The following is a 17,267-nucleotide window of genomic DNA, read 5'->3' on the forward strand; positions in this document are numbered from 1 at the left end:
CCGAGCGCTTCACGCTTCCTGCGGGCGCTGGCCGAAGGGGGCGTTGAGTTGCACGATCTTCCAGTTCAGCAGCAAGGCGAAGCTCACCCAGGAAATGTAGGGGAGGTTGAGCCAGCCGGCGAGCGGCGACCAGAGCGGCAGGAACAGGCACAGCGACAACACCGAGAGCCAGAGGAAGATGTTTTCCACCAGCGCGAAATCCGGGCGCTTTATCTTGAAGAAGAGCGGCGACCAGGCGAAGTGGAGAACGAAGTTCACTCCGAACAGTGCGCCGATGGCGATGCCTCCCGCGGTCGTTTCGGCGGCGGTCCAGGCGAGGTAGAAGCTCCAGCCCGACAGGGCGAGGATGATCGTCCAGGCCGGGCCGAACAGCCAGTCGGGCGGCTGCCAGCTCGGCTTTTTCAGGTTGCGGTACCAATCCCCGATCTCGGTCAGCGCGCCGCCGGCGCCGCCGAGGATGATCGCCCAGAGCGCGGCGATGATCGCGGGGGTCCATTCGATGTCCATGCTGCACAAGCGAAGGAGCGGGCAAGCGGTTCCCGCGCGCGCGGGCAGAGATGCCAAAAGATTTGCCTTCGCCGAGCGGCTGCGCCAACCCCGCGGCCATGACTGACGTGAAATTCGGCATCGACCGCCTGCTCGAAAACCGATCCTTGCTGACCGCGCTGGAGGGTCGCCGCGTCGCGTTGGTCGCCCACCCGGCGAGCGTGACGGCGGGCCTCGTCCACAGCCTAGATGCCCTGATCGGGGCAGGGGTGAACATCGCCAGCGCCTTCGGCCCGCAGCACGGGCTGAAGGGCGACAAGCAGGACAACATGGTCGAGACTGCCGACGAATTCGATCCGGTCTACGGCATTCCGGTGTTCTCGCTCTATGGCGAGGTGCGCCGCCCCACGGCGCGGATGATGGAGAGCGCGGACGTCTTCCTGTTCGACCTGCAGGATCTGGGCTGCCGAATCTACACCTTCGTCACCACGCTGCTCTACCTGCTCGAAGAGGCGGCAAGGCGGGGCAAGAGCGTGTGGGTATTGGACCGCCCTAACCCCGCCGGTCGCCCGGTCGAAGGGACGCTGCTGGTGCCGGGGCAGGAGAGCTTCGTGGGGGCTGCGCCCATGCCGATGCGCCACGGGCTCACCATGGGCGAAATGGGGCACTGGTTCATCGCGCATTTCGGGCTCGACGTCGATTACCGGGTGGTGGCTATGGAGGGCTGGGAGCCTGACGGCGAGGGGCATGGCTGGCCGATCTCGCGGGTATGGGTGAACCCGTCGCCCAACGCCGCCAATGTCAACATGGCGCGCTGCTATGCCGGGACGGTGATGCTGGAGGGAACGACGCTGTCCGAGGGGCGCGGGACCACGCGGCCGCTGGAGGTGCTGTTCGGGGCTCCGGACGTGGACGCCAGGGCCGTGCTGGCGGAGATGCGCAGCCTCGCTCCCGATTGGTGCGAAGGCGCGGCGATCCGCGAATGCTGGTTCGAGCCGACCTTTCACAAGCACTCAGGTTCCCTGTGCAACGCCTTGATGTTGCACGCGGAAGGGCCGTTCTACGCCCACGACGCCTTCCGCCCGTGGCGCTTGCAGGCGCTGGCGTTCAAGGCGATCCGCAGGCTCTATCCCGATTACGACCTGTGGCGCGATTTCGCCTATGAATACGAGCTGGAGCGGCTTGCGATCGACGTGATCAACGGCGGGCCTTCCTTGCGCGAATGGGTCGATGACAGCGCGGCGGCGCCGGGCGATCTCGACGCGTTGGCGTCAGCCGAGGAGGCGGCATGGATCGCGGAGGTGCGGGGGCACCTGCTTTACTGAGACGGCTCGGTTTGACGCTTCCCTTTAGCCGCGCGATCCCATAGGCTCTCGCGTAGGGCCTTCGCAACGGTCGGGGCAAAAGTGGGGGGAGTGGAGATGGCGAAATCTTCGCGCGATGTCGTGGAGGGCATCTACGCTGCCTTCGCGGTCGGCGACATGGCGGCTTTCGGCGAGGCGCTGGCACCCGACATCGTCTGGAACGAGGCCGAGAACTACCCCTACGCGGACCGCAATCCCTATCGCGGCTTCGGCGAGATCATGGAGGGCGTGTTCGCCCGCACGGTCGAGGACTTCGAGGGCTTCGCGGTGCAGATGGACGATATCGTCGATGGCGGGGACCGGGTGGTGGCGATGGGCCGCTATACCGGCACGTGGAAGAGCACGGGCAAGCCGCTCGACGTGCAGGCCGCCCATGTCTGGACGATCGAGAACGGCAAGGTCGTGCGCTTCCAGCAATATATCGACACGCTGGGCACGGCCCGCGCGATGGGCACGGCCTGATTTTTTGGCGTTATAGCGGGAGGGCGGGGCGCGCCAGTGTAGCTTTCCGCTCTCGGGCTGTTAGGGGAGCGGGCGGATCTCGGAAGGATCGCCCTTCACGACCATGACCGTGCAGCCGTCCTGCCGCCGGTCGACGGCGTAGATCATCGGCGGATCGTCGGACGTTGCGGGCCCGCGGTGCATCAGCAGGGGCTGGCCCATCGCTCTGTGCACCCTGTTCGATCCGACCGCTGCAGATCGCGCTGTCGGGGGTCCTCTCCGCCTCGGCCCGCGTTCGGGTTTCCGCAGCGCCCGCCTTGTCCGCGTCGATGAGTGCGAGCGCGCGGAGGGGTAGGGAGAGTAGGCGCATGGGCTTTTCCTGCGATATCTGCAGGATAGCAGATCAGGCCGGGCCTTGGAAGGGAGCCCGGTCGCTTGCCCAGACGACGCCCCCTCATTCGGGCCGACGCGGCCTCTTCCTTGCGGAGACCGACTTGATGATGACCTCGCCCTTGGCTTCGATTGAAACGGGAGGATCGCAGAAGGCGAGCGCCTGGTCGATGAGGGTTTGAATGGCGGGATCGTCGAAATGGTCCACGTCCTCGATCACAACATGGCGGATCGTCTTCCCGGAGCCTTTCAGCAGGCCCTCGGGGTCCGCAAGCTCCGTCCCGCGCGGGAAGAACAGGCTCACCCAGCGCGGGTAGGAGGTGATCGAGAAGACAATGCCCGATTGCTTGTCGTTCGCAGAAAATCCCACAGCGAGCGCATTATAGGCATCGTAGACGAGCAGATTGGCGCCGGGCGCCTTGGCGCATCCCTTTGAAATCAGGGCTTCGGCAAGGGCAGCAATCTCGGAAGAATATTCCGAAATCGCTTCCTGAAGGGTCTTCTGCGCCGTGTTCACGGAGCCGGTCTAATGGCAATTCGCCCGATCCGCAAACGGCCCCGCTTCAATGCCCCTGCTTGCGCGACAGCTCCCGCATCGCATCGTCCAGCCCGTCGAGCGTCAGCGGATACATCCGGTCGTCGACCAGCTGGCGCATCATCTTGGTCGATTGCGAATAGCCCCACTGCTTTTCGGGCACGGGGTTGAGCCATACGGTCGCGGGATAGGTGTCGGTCACGCGCTTCATCCAGACCGCGCCCGCTTCGTCGTTCATATGTTCGACGCTGCCGCCCGCATGGGTGATCTCGTAGGGGCTCATCGCCGCGTCGCCGACGAAGATCACCTTGTAATCGTGGCCGTATTTGTGGAGCACGTCCCAGGTCTTCGTGCGTTCCTGCCAGCGGCGCTTGTTGTCCTTCCACACGCCTTCGTAGAGGCAGTTGTGGAAGTAGAAGAATTCGAGGTTCTTGAATTCGCTCGTCGCCGCGCTGAACAATTCTTCGCACAGCTTGATGAAGGGGTCCATCGACCCGCCGACATCAAGGAACAGCAGCAGCTTCACCGCATTGTGCCGCTCGGGCCGCATGTGAATGTCGAGCCAGCCCTGCTTGGCCGTGCCGCGGATCGTCGCGTCGATGTCGAGCTCGTCCGCCGCGCCCTCGCGCGCGAAACGGCGCAGGCGCCTGAGCGCCATCTTGATGTTGCGGGTGCCCAGTTCCCTGGTGTTGTCGAGATTGCGGAACTCGCGTTTTTCCCAGACCTTGACCGCGCGCTTGTGCCTGGACTCACCGCCGATCCGTACGCCTTCGGGATTGTAGCCCGAATTGCCGAAGGGCGACGTGCCGCCCGTGCCGATCCACTTGTTCCCGCCCTCGTGGCGTTTCTGCTGTTCCTCGAGCCGCTTCTTGAGCGTCTCCATGATCTCGTCCCAGCTGCCGAGCTTCTCGATCTCGGCCATTTCCTCGGGCGAGAGCATCTTTTCGGCGACCGCTTTCAGCCAGTCTTCGGGGATTTCGACCGGGTTCTGCCCGTAATCGGTCAGCACGCCCTTGAAGACCTTGTGGAACACCTGGTCGAACCGGTCGATGAGCCCTTCGTCCTTCACGAAGGTCGCGCGGGAGAGGTAGTAGAACGCTTCGGGCGTCTGCTCGATCACGTCCCGGTCGAGCGCCTCCAGCAGGGTGAGGTGCTCCTTGAAGCTCGCGCCGATCCCGGCGGCGCGCAATTCGTCGACGAAGTTGAAGAACATGGGCGTTCGTCTAACCGCAGCGGCCCGCGCTTTCCAGCCCCTTCGCTAAGGGCCCGCCCTTAAGTCTTCGCTAACCAAGCATGGATACACCCTTGCGGGGACAGGCTGTTTCACGGGGCGCAGATGATGAAGCCGACTGCAATCGATACTACAGACGCGACCGATCTAGGTCGGATCCCGGAAAGCTGCGGCGCCGTCACGGTCGGGTGCAGCGAGGTCGCCGGCGTGATGGAGGCGGTGATTCGTTCGTCCCGCGCGCTCCATGCCCAGCACGAGGCCCTGCGCGGCACGGTGGCGGCGCTGGAGGCCGATCACACCCGCGTCGCCGAAGCGAGCGACGAAGCGCGCCTGCTGTCCGAACGGGCGACCGACCGGCTGCAGGAGGGAACCCGGCTGATCCAGTCCTCCTTGGGCCAGATCAATTCGCTGCTCGAACTGGTCGATGCGCTGGGACAGCATGTCACCAGCTTCTCAGCCGCGATGGAGCAGGTCAAACGCAGCGCCAAGGACATCGAGGACATCGCCGAGACGACCAACATCCTTGCCCTTAACGCCACGATCGAGGCGATGCGGGCGGGTGATGCCGGGCGAACCTTCGCGGTGGTCGCCAGCGAGGTTAAGAGCCTCGCCAGCGATACGCGGCGCGCGACCGACGAAATTGCCGTGACGCTCGACGCGCTTAATGAGGAGGCGGGGGTCGTGATCGGCCGGATCGAGGCAGGGAGCAAGGCGAGCGACGATGCGAGGGCCTCGGTCACGCGGATCGAAACCACGATCGAAAGCGTCGGCGAACTGGTCGAGGAAGTCGATCGCCAGAACGATGTCATCGCCCGCGCGACGGGCACGATCAGCGGCCATGTCTCGGCCGTGCAGAAAGGCCTCATCCATTTCGACGAGGTCACGCGCGAGAACGAGGACAAGCTGTTCGAGGCGCAGCAGGAGGCGACAGGGCTGGAGCGGATCGCCAACGAAATGTTCGATACCATCGTCCATGCCGGTCTCTCGCCGAACGACAAGGTCATGGCCGAGCACGCCATGGGCGTTGCGCGCCAGATCATCGAGGCAACCGAGGCCGGAATCGCCAATGGCACGATCACGCGAGGCGCGGTGTTCGACCGGGACTACCGCCTGATCGCGGGGTCCGCGCCCGAACGCTTCACCACCCGCCTTACGGATTTCGCGGCTGCCAGCTGGAAGCCGATCCTCAACCGTTCGACCGATGCCGTGGCCGAAAGCATCGCGACGGTGTGCGTCGATGTGAATGGCTTCATGCCGACCCACAACGATCGCTATTCGCAAGCGCCCACGGGCGACATCGCCCATGACACGCAATATTGCCGCAATGGCCGCATCCTGCCGGAAGAGGCAAAGGACGACGGACGCGACACCACCGCGCCGTTTCGCGCCTACGTCTTCCGCTACGCGCCCGACGGTGAACGATATGTCGTCCAGCGCAGCATCTACGTGCCGCTGCGCTTTGGCGGGGAACGCTGGGGGAGCCTCAAATTCGCCTACAGCTTCGGCGAAGCGGCGGGCTCATCGAGGGCGATCAGGACGGGTTGCGCCGCGCCATGAAGGCGAGCCGTTCGAACATCATCACGTCCTGCTCGTTCTTGAGCAGCGCGCCGTGGAGCGGCGGGATCGCGTTGTTGGGGTTCGAATCCTGCAGCGTTTCCAGCGGCATGTCCTCGTTCATCAGCAGCTTGAGCCAGTCGAGCAGTTCGCTGGTCGAGGGCTTTTTCTTGAGCCCGGGCACTTCGCGCAGTTCGTAGAAGACGTCCATCGCCTTCTTCACCAGCGCCTTCTGGATGCCGGGGAAGTGCACGTCGATGATTTCCTGCATCGTCTCGCGGTCGGGGAACTTGATGTAGTGGAAGAAGCAGCGGCGCAGGAAGGCGTCGGGCAGTTCCTTCTCGTTGTTCGAGGTGATGACGACGATCGGGCGTTCCTTCGCCTCGATGCGCTCGCCGGTCTCGTAGACGTCGAAGCTCATCCGGTCGAGTTCCTGCAGGAGGTCGTTCGGAAACTCGATGTCGGCCTTGTCGATCTCGTCGATCAGCAGCACGGGCAGGCGTTCGCTGGTGAAGGCCTCCCACAGCTTGCCCTTCTTGATGTAATTGCGGATGTCGTGGACCCGCTCGTCGCCCAGCTGGCCGTCGCGCAGGCGGGCGACCGCGTCGTATTCGTAAAGGCCCTGCTGCGCCTTGGTGGTGGATTTCACGTTCCATTCGATCAGCGGCGCGTCGATCGCCTTGGCGATCTCGTGCGCGAGCACGGTCTTGCCCGTACCCGGCTCGCCCTTTACCAGCAGCGGGCGGCGAAGCAGGACCGCGGCGTTGACGGCGACCTTGAGATCCTCGGTCGCGATGTAATTGCTGGTGCCTTCGAAGCGCTGCTGATCGGCCATGAGTTTCCCTGTGAGACTGAATTGGCTGGCCGAGAGCGATAAGGCGCAGCCCGCGGCGGCGCAAGGGCTAGCCCGGATTATTCACCGGCAGTGGTCTGACGGGTTGGCGGGAGTGGCGTAAGCATTTGCATTGTTGTAGGAATGTGGTTGCTTAAGCCAGACCTGCAACGGGGCAAAATATGCCACAGACCACACCCGCCGGATGCGATGATAGCGCGTCCGTATTTTCGTTTCCAGCAGTGCGCGGCAAGAAGGTCACAGCTGCGTTTGACGGCGGCAGGCTGACCTCGGATGGCGGGGTCCTGGTGCTGGCTCAGGCCGAGCGCATGATGGGGCTCTGCCAGCGGCTTGCGGCGTGTATTGCCGATCCGCGCGATCCTGCTCGGGTGGTTCATCGGCTTGAAGATATCCTGCGCGCGCGGATGTTCGCGATCGCCTGCGGCTATGAGGATGCCGATGATCTCGACGCTCTGCGCGATGATCCGGGCTTCCGCCTTGCGCTGGGCAAGCTGCCGGGATCGGGTGCGGGGTTGGCCAGCCAACCGACGATGAGCCGCTGGGAGAATGCGCCGAGCACGCGCGAACTGGCAAAGATGCTGGGGATCATGATCGACATCTACTGCGCCAGCTACCCCACTCCGCCGGCGGCGGTGACGCTGGATATCGATGACACCTGCGACGTCGTGCACGGCTATCAGCAACTCTCCTTCTGGAACGGACATCATGGGGAGCGCTGCTTCCTGCCGATCCATGTCTACGACACGGCAACGGGCCGGCCGGTGGCGATGCTGCTGCGCACGGGCAAGACGCCTTCTGGCAAGGAGGCGGCAGGGCATATCCGGCGTCTGGTGCGCCATCTTCGCCGCCACTGGCCCGATACCCACATCACCATCCGAGGCGACGGGCATTATGGACGGCCCGAGGTCATGGCCTTCTGCGAGGCGGCCCATGTCGATTACGTGTTCGGTCTGCCGACCAACGCCGCGCTGCGCGCTGATCCGGTTATCGTCACTGCCGCCGATGCCTGCGCGGTCCGCCGCGCCGAGTGCCAACTCCCGGTCCTGCGCAGCTATGCCGAGACCCGCTACGGCGCGAAGAGCTGGAACCGCCAGCGCCGCGTCGTCGCCAGGATCGAGGCCAGCACGCTGGGCATGGATATCCGCTATGTCGTCACATCGCTAACCCAAGGCTCGGCTGAATACATCTATGACACGCTCTACTGTGCGCGCGGGCAGGCCGAGAACTTGATCAAGCTGCACAAGACCCAGCTGGCCAGTGACCGCACCTCGTGCCGGTCGGCGAACGCCAACCAGATGCGCCTGATCCTGCACACCGCTGCCTACTGGCTGCTGTGGCGCGTTCAGCAGGCGATCCCAAAGACCACCGCTCTGGCAAAAGCCGAGTTTACGACCCTGCGCCTGCGGCTGCTCAAGGTTGCTGCCCGCGTCATGGAAAGCGCCACCCGAATCCGCGTAGCGTTCGCCTCTGCGTGCCCCGATGCCGATCTGATGCGTGCCATCGTTCTCGCGCTCAAGCCTGCGCCGACGTAGCGGGCGCGGCAGTGCCGCAGAAACCCCGAGCCAAGTCCTTCAACCAGAAAAGCCCATCGATCACAGCGCGGTGAAACAGACGCCAGCGGTGCCGCACGCCCGCTCTACGCCGCCGCACGCAGCAGTGGCGTCAAGCTCGCGCCGAGAGGCGCCCAACCGCATCGCCGTGAATAAGAGAGGCTAGCGCCCCAGCGCAATGATGCGCTGCGCGATCAGGGTCAGCGCGTTCTGGTCGACCGGTGCCTGCGCGTCGTTCCAGGTGAGCGCGAGCACGTGCCATTCCCCCGCCTCGTCCTGCAGCAGCCAGGTGAGGTTGAGCACGCCCGGCTCCGAACCGCCCTTGTAGCCGACCCGTTGCCACTTGTCCGCGAGTGCGGCGGGAATGCCCCGGTTGATCGCGGTCGTTTCGAACCAGCGCGGATCGCCCCGGTCGAGCATGAAGCGCAGCAGGGCCCGCAGGTCCTCGGCGCTGGCGAACCATTCGACGTCGAGCGCGACCGGATCGCCGCCGAAGACCTGCGCGAGCCTCTCCAGTTCGATCTCCTCGCCCTCGAGCCCGGCGAGGATCGCGCGCCGCTCTTCCGGCCCGCCTGCGCGGTAGGCAGCGAGGCGGGCGGGGTCGCCGCCCTTCAGCAAAGACATCTCGCGGGTCTTGAGGAACGGCGTGTTGAGCCCGGGCGCGGCATGGCCGCTTTCGCGCATCACTTGGGCGACCCGGCCGCGTCCGAGGAGCGCGATGAGCTGGTCGGTCGCGGTGTTGTCGCTGATGGACATCATCAGGCCTGCCAGCGTGTGGAGGGTGAGCGGCGCGCCCGCGGGCCAGTCCTGCAGCGTCCCGCTCGGGAAACTCCGCTGCGACAGCTCGATCACGTCGTCCCAGCTGCGCCGGCCCTCGGCGATCTCCAGGGAGAGCGCGGCAAGGACATAGAGCTTGAACGCGGAGCCGATCGCGAGGGGTTGTCGTTCATCCATGGCGAGGACGGGGGTTCCGCCCGCGACCGGGCCGAAATAGACGCCGACCTCGCCCGGCAGCGCCGACAGATCCGCACGGATCTTCTCGATGCTGTCGTCGACCGGCCCGAATTCGCGCAGGAGGAGTTCGCTCACCCGGTTTTCCGCAGCCGGGTCGATCGCGATGCTGCCCTTGGCGAGGGCGCGCTCCATGCGGATTGCGATTGCCGCGCGGGTGCCGGTCGCGGGCTCGATCGCCTCGACCGCGATCGCAGCGCCGAACTGGCCGGTGAGCTGCCGCGAGATCGCCCGGAACCTTTCGGGCGGCACGTCGGCGAAGAAGCTGTCCGAGAACACGTCCTCGGGCGGGATGTCGCCGTTGATGACGCCGACGACCTCGTCCGCCCGCGTTTCGAGCGCGCTGCGCTCCGCTTCGGCTTCGGGCGGGGCGGTCTCCTGCGCCGCAGCCGGCGGTTCGAGTGCGAACAGCGCGGTTGCGGCGAAAAGCGACCGGGCGAGCATGGCGGGGCGGATCATGAGGGTTTCTCCTTTCAGAGACGGGGCGGCCGCGCGGGGGCGGGGGCCAATCCGTCGCGACGCGCCGCAGCGCCCCGGCCTGGTGGCGGTACTGGCGCTTCGGGTGGGCAAGGCTTGGGTCTTCCCGGCGCGGCTTCGATCTCGTCTTCCATGTCCCTTCCGTCCGGCCGCGCGGGGATTTCTTACGCGAGGGGGCACAAAAAGTCTACGCGCACGCTAGGGACATGGCGATCCGATCGGGCGAGGAGGAAAGAGCAGCAATGCCGAGCGAACCGTTCACTCTGACCAGCGCGGAGGGGCACGAATTGTCCGGCGCGCTCGAACTGCCGACGGGGCTGGTGCGCGGCGGGGCGGTGTTCGCGCATTGCTTCACCTGCACGCGGGCGAGCCGCGCGGCGGTGAGCGTCGCGCGCGCTCTCGCGGCGCGGGGGATCGCCTGCCTGCGCTTCGATTTTACCGGGCTTGGCGCGAGCGAGGGCGAATTCGGCCGGGCGGGCTTTCCCACCGACGTTTCCGATCTCGTCGCGGCGGCATCGGCGGTGAAGGAGCGGGTCGGCGCGCCGGTCCTGCTGGTCGGGCACAGCCTCGGCGGGGCGGCGGCGCTCGCGGCGGCGGCCCAGCTCGGAAGCGGGAGCGTGGCGGCGCTCGCGACCATCGCCGCGCCGTCGGACGTGGCCCATGCGCTCGGCGTGATGAAGGGCGACCACGACGCGATCCTGCGCGACGGGGAGGGCGAGGTGAGCATCGGCGGGCGCAGCTTTCGCGTCTCGCGCGCGTTTCTCGAGCGGACCGAGGCGACGAGCCTGCTCGACCTCGTCCGTGAAATGCGCGTGCCTTTTCTCGCGCTGCATTCGCCGAGCGACCCGGTGGTTGGGATCGACCACGCGAGCCGGTTGTTCGAAGCGGCCTATCACCCCAAGAGCTTCGTCAGCCTCGCCGGGGCGGACCACCTGCTTACCCGCGGCGAGGACGCCGAATTCGCCGCCGACATGATCGCAAGCTGGGCCGGGCGTTACCTGCCCCTGCGCGCGGACTGGCCCATGCCTGAGGAAGGGGTGGTGGTGCAGACCGGGCACGGCCGCTTCGGGACGGAGGTGCACACGGCGACCCACCGCTTCGTCGCCGACGAACCGCGCTCCCACGGGGGCGAGGACTCCGGGCCGACACCCTACGACCTGCTGCTCGCCGCGCTCGGCACCTGCACGGCGATGACGATGAAGATGTACGCGGACCGCAAGAAATGGCCGTTCGAGGGCACGCGCATCCACCTGACCCATGATCGCAACCACGAACAGGATTGCGAACACGCGCCAGAGGAAGAGGGGGCACGGATGGAGGCGCTCAACCGCGAGATCGAGCTGCTGGGCGATGCCCTGACCGAGGACCAGCGCGCCCGGATCATGGAAATCGCCGACAAGTGTCCGGTGCACCGCACGCTGGAGGGGCACCTCCACATCCACACGCGGGCCGCGGGCGATGCCGCCGATTAGACCCGCGGCAGCACCGCGAGGCAGAGGAAGCCGAGCTGGGCGAGCATCACCAGCGCCGTGGCCGCGCGCCACCCGTTCCCGGCGCGCTTCATGCCCCGTTCCCATGTCCAGCGGAAGATCGCCCCCGAGGCGAGCCCGCCCGCGGCGATGGTGAACCATCCGCTGACGCCGGAAAGCGCGACCGAGACGAGGGTGAGCGCGGCGAGCTGGACCAGCATCGCGCCGGTGAACCAGACGATCGGGATCGGGCGATAGGCGGTGTCGGGCACTTCCCAGTCGGGCAGCGAGGCATCGGGCCGCGAAATGCGCCGGTCGCCCGCCATGATGTCCTCCTCGCGCGGGTCGGGGTAGCGGCCCCGCCGGTCAGGCATCGATCAGGTCGCGGTCGACGTCGCTCGCATGGCTCTGGATGAAGTTGAAGCGGTGTTCCGGGTTGCGGCCCATGAGCTGGTCGACGAGCTGCTTGACCGCCGCGCGCTGTTCGAATTCGGGCGGCAGGGTGATCCGGATGAGGCTGCGCGTGTCTGGGTTCATCGTCGTCTCGCGCAATTGCTGCGGGTTCATCTCGCCGAGGCCCTTGAAGCGGCCGACCTCGACCTTCCTGCCCTTGAAGACCGTTTCCTCCAGCTCCCTGCGATGGGCGTCGTCGCGGGCATAGCGGCTCTCCTTGCCCGCCGATAGGCGATAGAGCGGGGGCTGGGCGAGGTAGAGGTGCCCCTGCCGCACGATCTCGGGCATTTCCTGGAAGAAGAAGGTCATCAGCAGCGTCGCGATATGCGCCCCGTCGACATCGGCATCGGTCATGATGATGACGCGGTCATAGCGCAGGTCGTCGGGCGAACAGTCCTTGCGCGTCCCGCAGCCGAGCGCGAGGACGAGGTCGGCGATTTCGCTGTTCGCGCGAATCTTGTCGGCGGTGGCGCTGGCGACGTTGAGGATCTTTCCGCGGATCGGCAGGATCGCCTGGCTCTTGCGGTCGCGCGCCTGTTTCGCGCTGCCGCCCGCGCTGTCGCCCTCGACGATGAACAATTCGGTATCGCGCCCGCCTTCGCCCGAGCAATCGGTGAGCTTGCCGGGCAGGCGCAGCTTCTTCGCATTGGTCGCGGTCTTGCGCTTGATCTCGCGTTCGGCCTTGCGCTTGAGGCGTTCCTCCATGCGCTCCATCACCTCTCCGAGCAGCGCCTTCCCGCGCTCCATGTTGTCGGCAAGGAAATGGTCGAAATGGTCGCGCACCGCGTTTTCGACGAGGCGGGCGGCCTCGGGCGAGGTGAGCCGGTCCTTGGTCTGCGACTGGAACTGCGGATCGCGGATGAAGACGCTGAGCATCACTTCCGCGCCGGTCATCACGTCGTCGGCGGAAATGTCCTTCGTCTTCTTCGCGCCCACGAGGTCGCCGAAGGCGCGCAGGCCCTTGGTCAGGGCGGCGCGCAGGCCCTGTTCGTGGGTGCCGCCGTCCGGGGTGGGCACGGTGTTGCAATACCAGCTGGTCGAACCGTCGGAATAGAGCGGCCAGGCGATCGCCCATTCGACGCGCCCCTGCGATACGCCGCCCTGCGCGGGGAAGTCCTGCCTGCCGGTGAAGGGCTGGCTGGTGACGCATTCGCGGCTGCCGACCTGTTCGGCGAGATGATCGGCGAGGCCGCCGGGAAACCGGAACGTGGCCTCGGCCGGCACGTCCGCGCCCGCGAGGCTTTCCGCGCAGCGCCAGCGGATCTCGACACCGGCGAAGAGATAGGCCTTGGAGCGGGCGAGCCTGAAGAGGCGCGCAGGCTTGAATTGGCGCTCGCCGAAGATTTCCGTGTCGGGTGTGAAGGTCACCGTGGTCCCGCGACGGTTGGGGGCTGCGCCGACGGTCTCGATCGGGCCAAGGGTCTGCCCCTTGGAGAACTCCTGCGCGTAAAGCTGCCTGTCGCGCGCGACCTCGACCCGCGTGTGGCTCGACAGCGCGTTGACCACGCTGATGCCAACGCCGTGCAGGCCCCCGCTCGTCGCATAGGCCTTGCCCGAGAACTTGCCCCCGGAATGGAGCGTCGAGAGGATCACCTCGAGCGTCGACTTGCCGGGAAACTTGGGATGTTCGTCGACCGGGATGCCGCGCCCGTTGTCGCTGATCGAGAGGCGGTTGCCTTCCTCGAGCCGGACCTCGATCCGGTTGGCATGGCCCGCCACCGCCTCGTCCATCGAATTGTCGAGCACTTCGGCGGCGAGGTGGTGGAGCGCGCGGTCGTCGGTCCCGCCGATATACATGCCGGGGCGGCGGCGCACGGGCTCGAGCCCTTCGAGCACCTCGATCGAGGACGAATCGTAATCGCCGCTCGAGGCGGGAGGGTTTTCGAACAGGTCGTCGGACATGGCGCCGTTATAGGGTGCGCGGCCCGCACCCCACAAGCCGCGCCCGGTCCCTTTTGCGCAGTTCCCGCAGGCCGCCCGGCTAGAAGCTGGTCGGGGCCGGTTCGACCTCGACGATCCGGCCGCCCGTCACCTTGCGGACCTCGAGCGCGCGTTCCGCCACGCCCGAACGCCGGAACCGGAACGCGCCGTCGATCCCGATGAAGGTCCGCCCGTAGAGATCCGTGCGCGGGAAGGGATCGCCGATCCGCCAGTCCTGCGCCATCCGCAGCGTCAGCAGCACCGCGTCATAGCCCAGCGTCGCGATGCGATAGGGCTTGCCGCCGAAACGCGATTCGTAGCTGTCGGCGAAGCGCTGGAAACGGTCGTCCGTCACGGCGGAAAAGATCGCGCCCTCGACCGCCGGCGCGCGGGTGAGGCTGCCCTCGCCGCTCCACAATTCGGTGCCGAGCAGGCGCGTACCTTCGGCCCCGTCGCGCTTGATCTCGGAAGCGGACTGCACCGCCGCGCGCGGGCCGTCGGCGATCAGCACGGTGTCGTAGCCGCCGTCCTCGCGCAGGCGCCGCGCGGCGCTGATGATCGAGGTGTTGCCGCGCGAATAGCGTTCGGTCGCGACGAGATTGCCGCCGAATGCATCGAGCGCGCGGCGCATGGCGTCGTAGGAGCGCTGGCCGTAATCGCCCTCTGGCACCAGGGCGGCGAAGGCGTTCGACCCGTTCTCGCGGGCATAGCGCACGGTGCGCTCGATCGACTGTTCGGGAATGTGCCCCATCAGCAGCACGTCCGCGCTGGCCGCGGAAACGTCGTTCGAAAAGGAGATCGCCGTAACCCCGGCGGGCCGCGCGGCGGCCTGCACGGCGGGGACATTGGCGGCAAGGAGTGGGCCGAGGATCAGCCGGTTGCCGTCCGCGATCGCGCGCCGCGCGGCTTCGCCCGCCCCGGCCGAGGTGTCGTAGGTGGTGATCCTGAGGGTGTTCGCATTGGTATCGAGCAGCGCCATCGTGGTCGCGTTGGCGAGGCTCTGGCCGACTTCGCCGGTGCTCCCGCCCATCGGCACGAGCAGCGCGACCCGGTGGCGCTGCTCGTCGCTCGGCAGCGCGGTCTCGCTCGGCTCCGGGGTCGGCGTCGACGGTTCGGGGCCGGTCGAGACGGTTTCGGTCTTGGGGATCAGCTGGCACCCGGCGAGCAGCGCCGCGCACCCGGCGAGCGCGAACGTGCGCCGGTTGAACACGCGCGCCGCTGCCCGGAGGCCGGTGCACACGCCGACCGCCGCCTCGGCGGCTTGACCGCGCGCAAAACCCGTGACCTTCATTCTTGCCGACCCCCGATACCTGCTTCAAAGACAGCCCGCCATGGCGATTGCTTACCCGGACCCTTCGAGCGAGACCCCGAGCGAACCGCTTGGCGCAGGGCTCTACATCGTCGCAACGCCGATTGGCAATCTCGGCGACATAACGCTCCGTGCAATCGACGTGCTGCGCCGCGCGACCCTCGTCGCGTGCGAGGATACGCGGGTGACCGGCAGGCTGCTGAAGGCGGTCGGGGCGCACACGCGGATGCAGCGCTATGACGATTACGCCTCGGACGAAACGCGCCGCCGGATCCTCGATCGGGCGCACGGCGAGGCGGTCGCGCTCGTCAGCGATGCGGGAACGCCGCTGGTTTCCGATCCGGGCTACCGGCTCGTGCGCGAGGCGCGCGCGGCCGGGATCGCGGTGACGACGATCCCCGGCCCCTGCGCGGCGATCGCCGGGCTGACGCTCGCGGGCCTGCCCAGCGACCGGTTCCTTTTCGGAGGATTCCTGCCGGTCAGGGACAAGGCGCGGCGCGAGGTGCTGGAGGAACTGGGAGCGGTGGAATCGACGCTGATCTTCTACGAAACCGGGCCGCGGCTCGTCCGCAGCCTTGAGGCGATGGCGCTGGCGTGGCCGGGCCGCACGGTCGCGGTCGCGCGCGAACTCACGAAACTGCACGAGGAATGCCGTCCGGGAAGCGCCGCCGAGCTCGCCGCGCATTACCGGGACCATCCGGCCAAGGGCGAGATCGTGCTGCTGGTCGGCCCTCCCGTCGCGGGACGCGAAGCCGCCGATCCCGACGCGCTTCTGGCCGGGGCGCTGGAGGACATGAGCCCGAGCAAGGCCGCCGCGAGCGTGGCGAAGGCGACCGGGCTCGACCGCAAGGCGCTCTATGCCCGCGCGCTGGAGCTGAAGGCGCGATGACCGGGAGCCGCCAGCGGGCCGAGCGACGCGGCCGCGAGGGCGAGGCCGAGGCGGCGCAATGGCTGGCGCTGCGCGGTTGGCGGGTGCTGGCGGAGCGCGTGAAGACCCCGCGCGGAGAGATCGACCTGATCGCGCGCAAGGGAAGCCTGCTCGGCTTCTTCGAGGTCAAGTGGCGCGCCCGCTGCGCCGACCTTGCCGATGCGATCGACGAGCGCCGCCTGCGCCGCGTCGCCGCCGCGGCCGAGATCGTCGCGGCCGACTATGCCGAGCCGGGCGACGATTTCACCATCGACGTCCTGCTGCTTGCACCCGGCCGCCCGCCGCGCCACATCGCCAACGCCTACCAACCCTGAGGAATTGCCATGAGCCTGCGCGTCGCCGTCCAGATGGACCCGATCGAGACGATCAACATCGAGGGGGATTCGTCCTTCGCGCTGATGCTGGCGGCGCAGGAGCGCGGGCACGAGGTGTTCGAATACCACGTCAACAGCCTCACGCTCGACGCCGACGACCGCCTTTGGGCCGAGGGCGCGCCGGTCACGGTGCGGCGAGTCGCAGGCGATCATTTCGAGAAGGGCGAGGCGCAGCGGCTCGACCTCGGGCGCGACGTGGACGTGGTGCTGATGCGGCAGGATCCGCCCTTCCACATGGGCTACATCACCGCGACCCACATGCTTGAGCGCATCCAGTCGGAGACGCTGGTGGTGAACGACCCCGTCAGCGTCCGCAATGCTCCCGAAAAGGTGATGGTGCTGGGTTACCGCCGCTTCATGCCGCCGACGCTCGTCACCCGCAGCGTGGAGGAAGTGCGCCGCTTCATGGCGCAGCACGGCGCGGTGGTGGTCAAGCCCATCCACGGCAATGGCGGCAAGGCGATCTTCCGCGTGCCCGAGAGCGGCGACAACCTCACCGCCCTGTTCGAGGTGTTCAACCAGACCTGGCCCGAACCGCACATGATCCAGCCCTTCCTGCCCGAAGTGGCGGAGGGCGACAAGCGCATCGTCCTCGTCGATGGCAAAGTCGCGGGCGCGATCAATCGCATCCCGGGCGAGGGCGAATTCCGCTCCAACCTCGCGATGGGCGGGAGCGCCGAGGCAACCCAGCTGACGGATCGCGAGCGCGAGATCTGCGAGGCGATGGGCCCCGATCTCAAGCGCCTCGGCCTGACCTTCGTCGGGATCGACGTGATCGGCGGCAGGTGGCTGACCGAGATCAACGTGACATCGCCCACCGGCATCGTCGCGATATCCAATTTCGATGGGACGGACGTTGCAGGCATGATCTGGGACGCGATCGAGACGCGTGTCGCGGCCCTGAAACGGCAGGCTTGAACGA

17 protein-coding genes are annotated in these 17,267 nt (G+C 67.0%); 8 read left to right on the forward strand and 9 right to left on the reverse strand.

What is annotated here, in order from left to right; translation table 11 throughout:
- Positions 1 to 9 precede the first annotated feature (9 nt).
- Entirely contained in the window at positions 10 to 507 is a 498-nt protein-coding gene (locus tag BLU08_RS03240) for a TspO/MBR family protein (protein WP_090195216.1), read from the reverse strand.
- Positions 508 to 614: 107 nt separating this feature from the next.
- Here BLU08_RS03240 and BLU08_RS03245 point away from each other — a divergent pair, with 107 nt between their 5' ends.
- Positions 615 to 1,811 (forward strand): exo-beta-N-acetylmuramidase NamZ domain-containing protein, encoded by a 1,197-nt coding sequence (locus BLU08_RS03245; protein ID WP_090200941.1) that lies wholly within the window; start codon positions 615 to 617, stop codon positions 1,809 to 1,811.
- 96 nt (positions 1,812 to 1,907) lie between these two features.
- A complete protein-coding gene (locus BLU08_RS03250) occupies positions 1,908 to 2,312 on the forward strand; it encodes a nuclear transport factor 2 family protein (RefSeq protein ID WP_090195219.1) in 405 nt (134 codons plus the stop codon).
- A gap of 60 nt (positions 2,313 to 2,372) precedes the next feature.
- Here BLU08_RS03250 and BLU08_RS15070 read toward each other — a convergent pair whose 3' ends face one another.
- From BLU08_RS15070 to BLU08_RS03260, 3 genes are all read right to left on the reverse strand, one after another.
- Positions 2,373 to 2,513, reverse strand: a complete 141-nt coding sequence (locus BLU08_RS15070; protein WP_157674436.1) for a hypothetical protein — start codon at positions 2,511 to 2,513, stop codon at positions 2,373 to 2,375.
- 232 nt (positions 2,514 to 2,745) lie between these two features.
- Positions 2,746 to 3,198, reverse strand: coding sequence for a DUF1801 domain-containing protein (locus BLU08_RS03255; RefSeq protein WP_090195223.1), 453 nt, complete (start codon positions 3,196 to 3,198; stop codon positions 2,746 to 2,748).
- Between the two features lie 46 nt (positions 3,199 to 3,244).
- Positions 3,245 to 4,429 (reverse strand): VWA domain-containing protein, encoded by a 1,185-nt coding sequence (locus BLU08_RS03260; protein WP_090195226.1) that lies wholly within the window; start codon positions 4,427 to 4,429, stop codon positions 3,245 to 3,247.
- Between the two features lie 126 nt (positions 4,430 to 4,555).
- Between BLU08_RS03260 and BLU08_RS03265 the strand changes: the two genes are divergently transcribed.
- Positions 4,556 to 6,004 (forward strand): methyl-accepting chemotaxis protein, encoded by a 1,449-nt coding sequence (locus tag BLU08_RS03265; RefSeq protein ID WP_090200943.1) that lies wholly within the window; start codon positions 4,556 to 4,558, stop codon positions 6,002 to 6,004.
- On the opposite strand, the gene BLU08_RS03270 is transcribed toward BLU08_RS03265, so the two are convergent.
- On the reverse strand, positions 5,979 to 6,836 hold the full coding sequence (locus BLU08_RS03270) for a MoxR family ATPase (protein ID WP_090195229.1): 858 nt from the start codon (positions 6,834 to 6,836) through the stop codon (positions 5,979 to 5,981). The two genes, BLU08_RS03265 and BLU08_RS03270, sit on opposite strands and share 26 nt — an antisense overlap.
- A gap of 179 nt (positions 6,837 to 7,015) precedes the next feature.
- On the opposite strand from BLU08_RS03270, the gene BLU08_RS03275 reads away from it, so the two are divergent.
- On the forward strand, positions 7,016 to 8,386 hold the full coding sequence (locus tag BLU08_RS03275) for an IS1380 family transposase (protein ID WP_090193770.1): 1,371 nt from the start codon (positions 7,016 to 7,018) through the stop codon (positions 8,384 to 8,386).
- 180 nt (positions 8,387 to 8,566) lie between these two features.
- Here the strand turns inward: BLU08_RS03275 and BLU08_RS03280 are convergent, their stop codons facing one another.
- Positions 8,567 to 9,874: a serine hydrolase gene (locus BLU08_RS03280; protein ID WP_090195234.1), complete on the reverse strand. Its 1,308-nt coding sequence runs from the start codon at positions 9,872 to 9,874 to the stop codon at positions 8,567 to 8,569.
- A 260-nt stretch (positions 9,875 to 10,134) separates the two neighbouring features.
- Here BLU08_RS03280 and BLU08_RS03285 point away from each other — a divergent pair, with 260 nt between their 5' ends.
- Positions 10,135 to 11,364: a bifunctional alpha/beta hydrolase/OsmC family protein gene (locus BLU08_RS03285; RefSeq protein ID WP_090195236.1), complete on the forward strand. Its 1,230-nt coding sequence runs from the start codon at positions 10,135 to 10,137 to the stop codon at positions 11,362 to 11,364.
- Here the strand turns inward: BLU08_RS03285 and BLU08_RS03290 are convergent.
- From BLU08_RS03290 to BLU08_RS03300, 3 genes are all read right to left on the reverse strand, one after another.
- Positions 11,361 to 11,735 carry a hypothetical protein gene (locus tag BLU08_RS03290; RefSeq protein ID WP_090195240.1) on the reverse strand — a complete coding sequence of 125 codons (375 nt, stop codon included), beginning with the start codon at positions 11,733 to 11,735 and terminating at the stop codon, positions 11,361 to 11,363. The genes BLU08_RS03285 and BLU08_RS03290 overlap by 4 nt on opposite strands.
- The gene (parE, locus tag BLU08_RS03295; RefSeq protein WP_090195243.1) at positions 11,728 to 13,716 is read right to left on the reverse strand and encodes a DNA topoisomerase IV subunit B; all 1,989 of its coding nucleotides are present in this window, start codon (positions 13,714 to 13,716) and stop codon (positions 11,728 to 11,730) included. The genes BLU08_RS03290 and parE overlap by 8 nt, the downstream gene beginning before the upstream one ends.
- A gap of 79 nt (positions 13,717 to 13,795) precedes the next feature.
- On the reverse strand, positions 13,796 to 15,025 hold the full coding sequence (locus tag BLU08_RS03300; RefSeq protein ID WP_090195246.1) for a penicillin-binding protein activator: 1,230 nt from the start codon (positions 15,023 to 15,025) through the stop codon (positions 13,796 to 13,798).
- 40 nt (positions 15,026 to 15,065) lie between these two features.
- Here BLU08_RS03300 and rsmI point away from each other — a divergent pair, with 40 nt between their 5' ends.
- From rsmI to gshB, 3 genes are read left to right on the forward strand one after another with little or no spacing between them, the layout of a single operon-like run.
- Positions 15,066 to 15,932, forward strand: coding sequence for a 16S rRNA (cytidine(1402)-2'-O)-methyltransferase (gene rsmI / locus BLU08_RS03305; protein ID WP_090195250.1), 867 nt, complete (start codon positions 15,066 to 15,068; stop codon positions 15,930 to 15,932).
- Positions 15,929 to 16,285: a YraN family protein gene (locus tag BLU08_RS03310; RefSeq protein ID WP_090195253.1), complete on the forward strand. Its 357-nt coding sequence runs from the start codon at positions 15,929 to 15,931 to the stop codon at positions 16,283 to 16,285. Before rsmI ends, BLU08_RS03310 begins: the two co-directional genes overlap by 4 nt.
- A 9-nt stretch (positions 16,286 to 16,294) precedes the next feature.
- Positions 16,295 to 17,263 (forward strand): glutathione synthase, encoded by a 969-nt coding sequence (gene gshB / locus BLU08_RS03315; RefSeq protein WP_090195257.1) that lies wholly within the window; start codon positions 16,295 to 16,297, stop codon positions 17,261 to 17,263.
- Positions 17,264 to 17,267: the final 4 nt, after the last annotated feature.

The organism is Erythrobacter sp. HL-111 (genome assembly GCF_900105095.1).
Lineage (GTDB): Bacteria > Pseudomonadota > Alphaproteobacteria > Sphingomonadales > Sphingomonadaceae > Erythrobacter.

What these genes read in the sequence shown, in the direction of transcription:
- BLU08_RS03240 (WP_090195216.1), bottom strand. Translation starts at nt 507, where the DNA reads ATGGACATCGAATGGACCCCCGCGATCATCGCCGCGCTCTGGGCGATC.
- BLU08_RS03310 (WP_090195253.1), top strand. Translation starts at nt 15,929, where the DNA reads ATGACCGGGAGCCGCCAGCGGGCCGAGCGACGCGGCCGCGAGGGCGAG.
- BLU08_RS03280 (WP_090195234.1), bottom strand. Translation starts at nt 9,874, where the DNA reads ATGATCCGCCCCGCCATGCTCGCCCGGTCGCTTTTCGCCGCAACCGCG.
- BLU08_RS03300 (WP_090195246.1), bottom strand. Translation starts at nt 15,025, where the DNA reads ATGAAGGTCACGGGTTTTGCGCGCGGTCAAGCCGCCGAGGCGGCGGTC.
- BLU08_RS15070 (WP_157674436.1), bottom strand. Translation starts at nt 2,513, where the DNA reads ATGGGCCAGCCCCTGCTGATGCACCGCGGGCCCGCAACGTCCGACGAT.
- BLU08_RS03270 (WP_090195229.1), bottom strand. Translation starts at nt 6,836, where the DNA reads ATGGCCGATCAGCAGCGCTTCGAAGGCACCAGCAATTACATCGCGACC.
- parE (WP_090195243.1), bottom strand. Translation starts at nt 13,716, where the DNA reads ATGTCCGACGACCTGTTCGAAAACCCTCCCGCCTCGAGCGGCGATTAC.
- BLU08_RS03290 (WP_090195240.1), bottom strand. Translation starts at nt 11,735, where the DNA reads ATGCCTGACCGGCGGGGCCGCTACCCCGACCCGCGCGAGGAGGACATC.
- BLU08_RS03285 (WP_090195236.1), top strand. Translation starts at nt 10,135, where the DNA reads ATGCCGAGCGAACCGTTCACTCTGACCAGCGCGGAGGGGCACGAATTG.
- BLU08_RS03250 (WP_090195219.1), top strand. Translation starts at nt 1,908, where the DNA reads ATGGCGAAATCTTCGCGCGATGTCGTGGAGGGCATCTACGCTGCCTTC.
- BLU08_RS03260 (WP_090195226.1), bottom strand. Translation starts at nt 4,429, where the DNA reads ATGTTCTTCAACTTCGTCGACGAATTGCGCGCCGCCGGGATCGGCGCG.
- gshB (WP_090195257.1), top strand. Translation starts at nt 16,295, where the DNA reads ATGAGCCTGCGCGTCGCCGTCCAGATGGACCCGATCGAGACGATCAAC.
- BLU08_RS03275 (WP_090193770.1), top strand. Translation starts at nt 7,016, where the DNA reads ATGCCACAGACCACACCCGCCGGATGCGATGATAGCGCGTCCGTATTT.
- BLU08_RS03265 (WP_090200943.1), top strand. Translation starts at nt 4,556, where the DNA reads ATGAAGCCGACTGCAATCGATACTACAGACGCGACCGATCTAGGTCGG.
- rsmI (WP_090195250.1), top strand. Translation starts at nt 15,066, where the DNA reads ATGGCGATTGCTTACCCGGACCCTTCGAGCGAGACCCCGAGCGAACCG.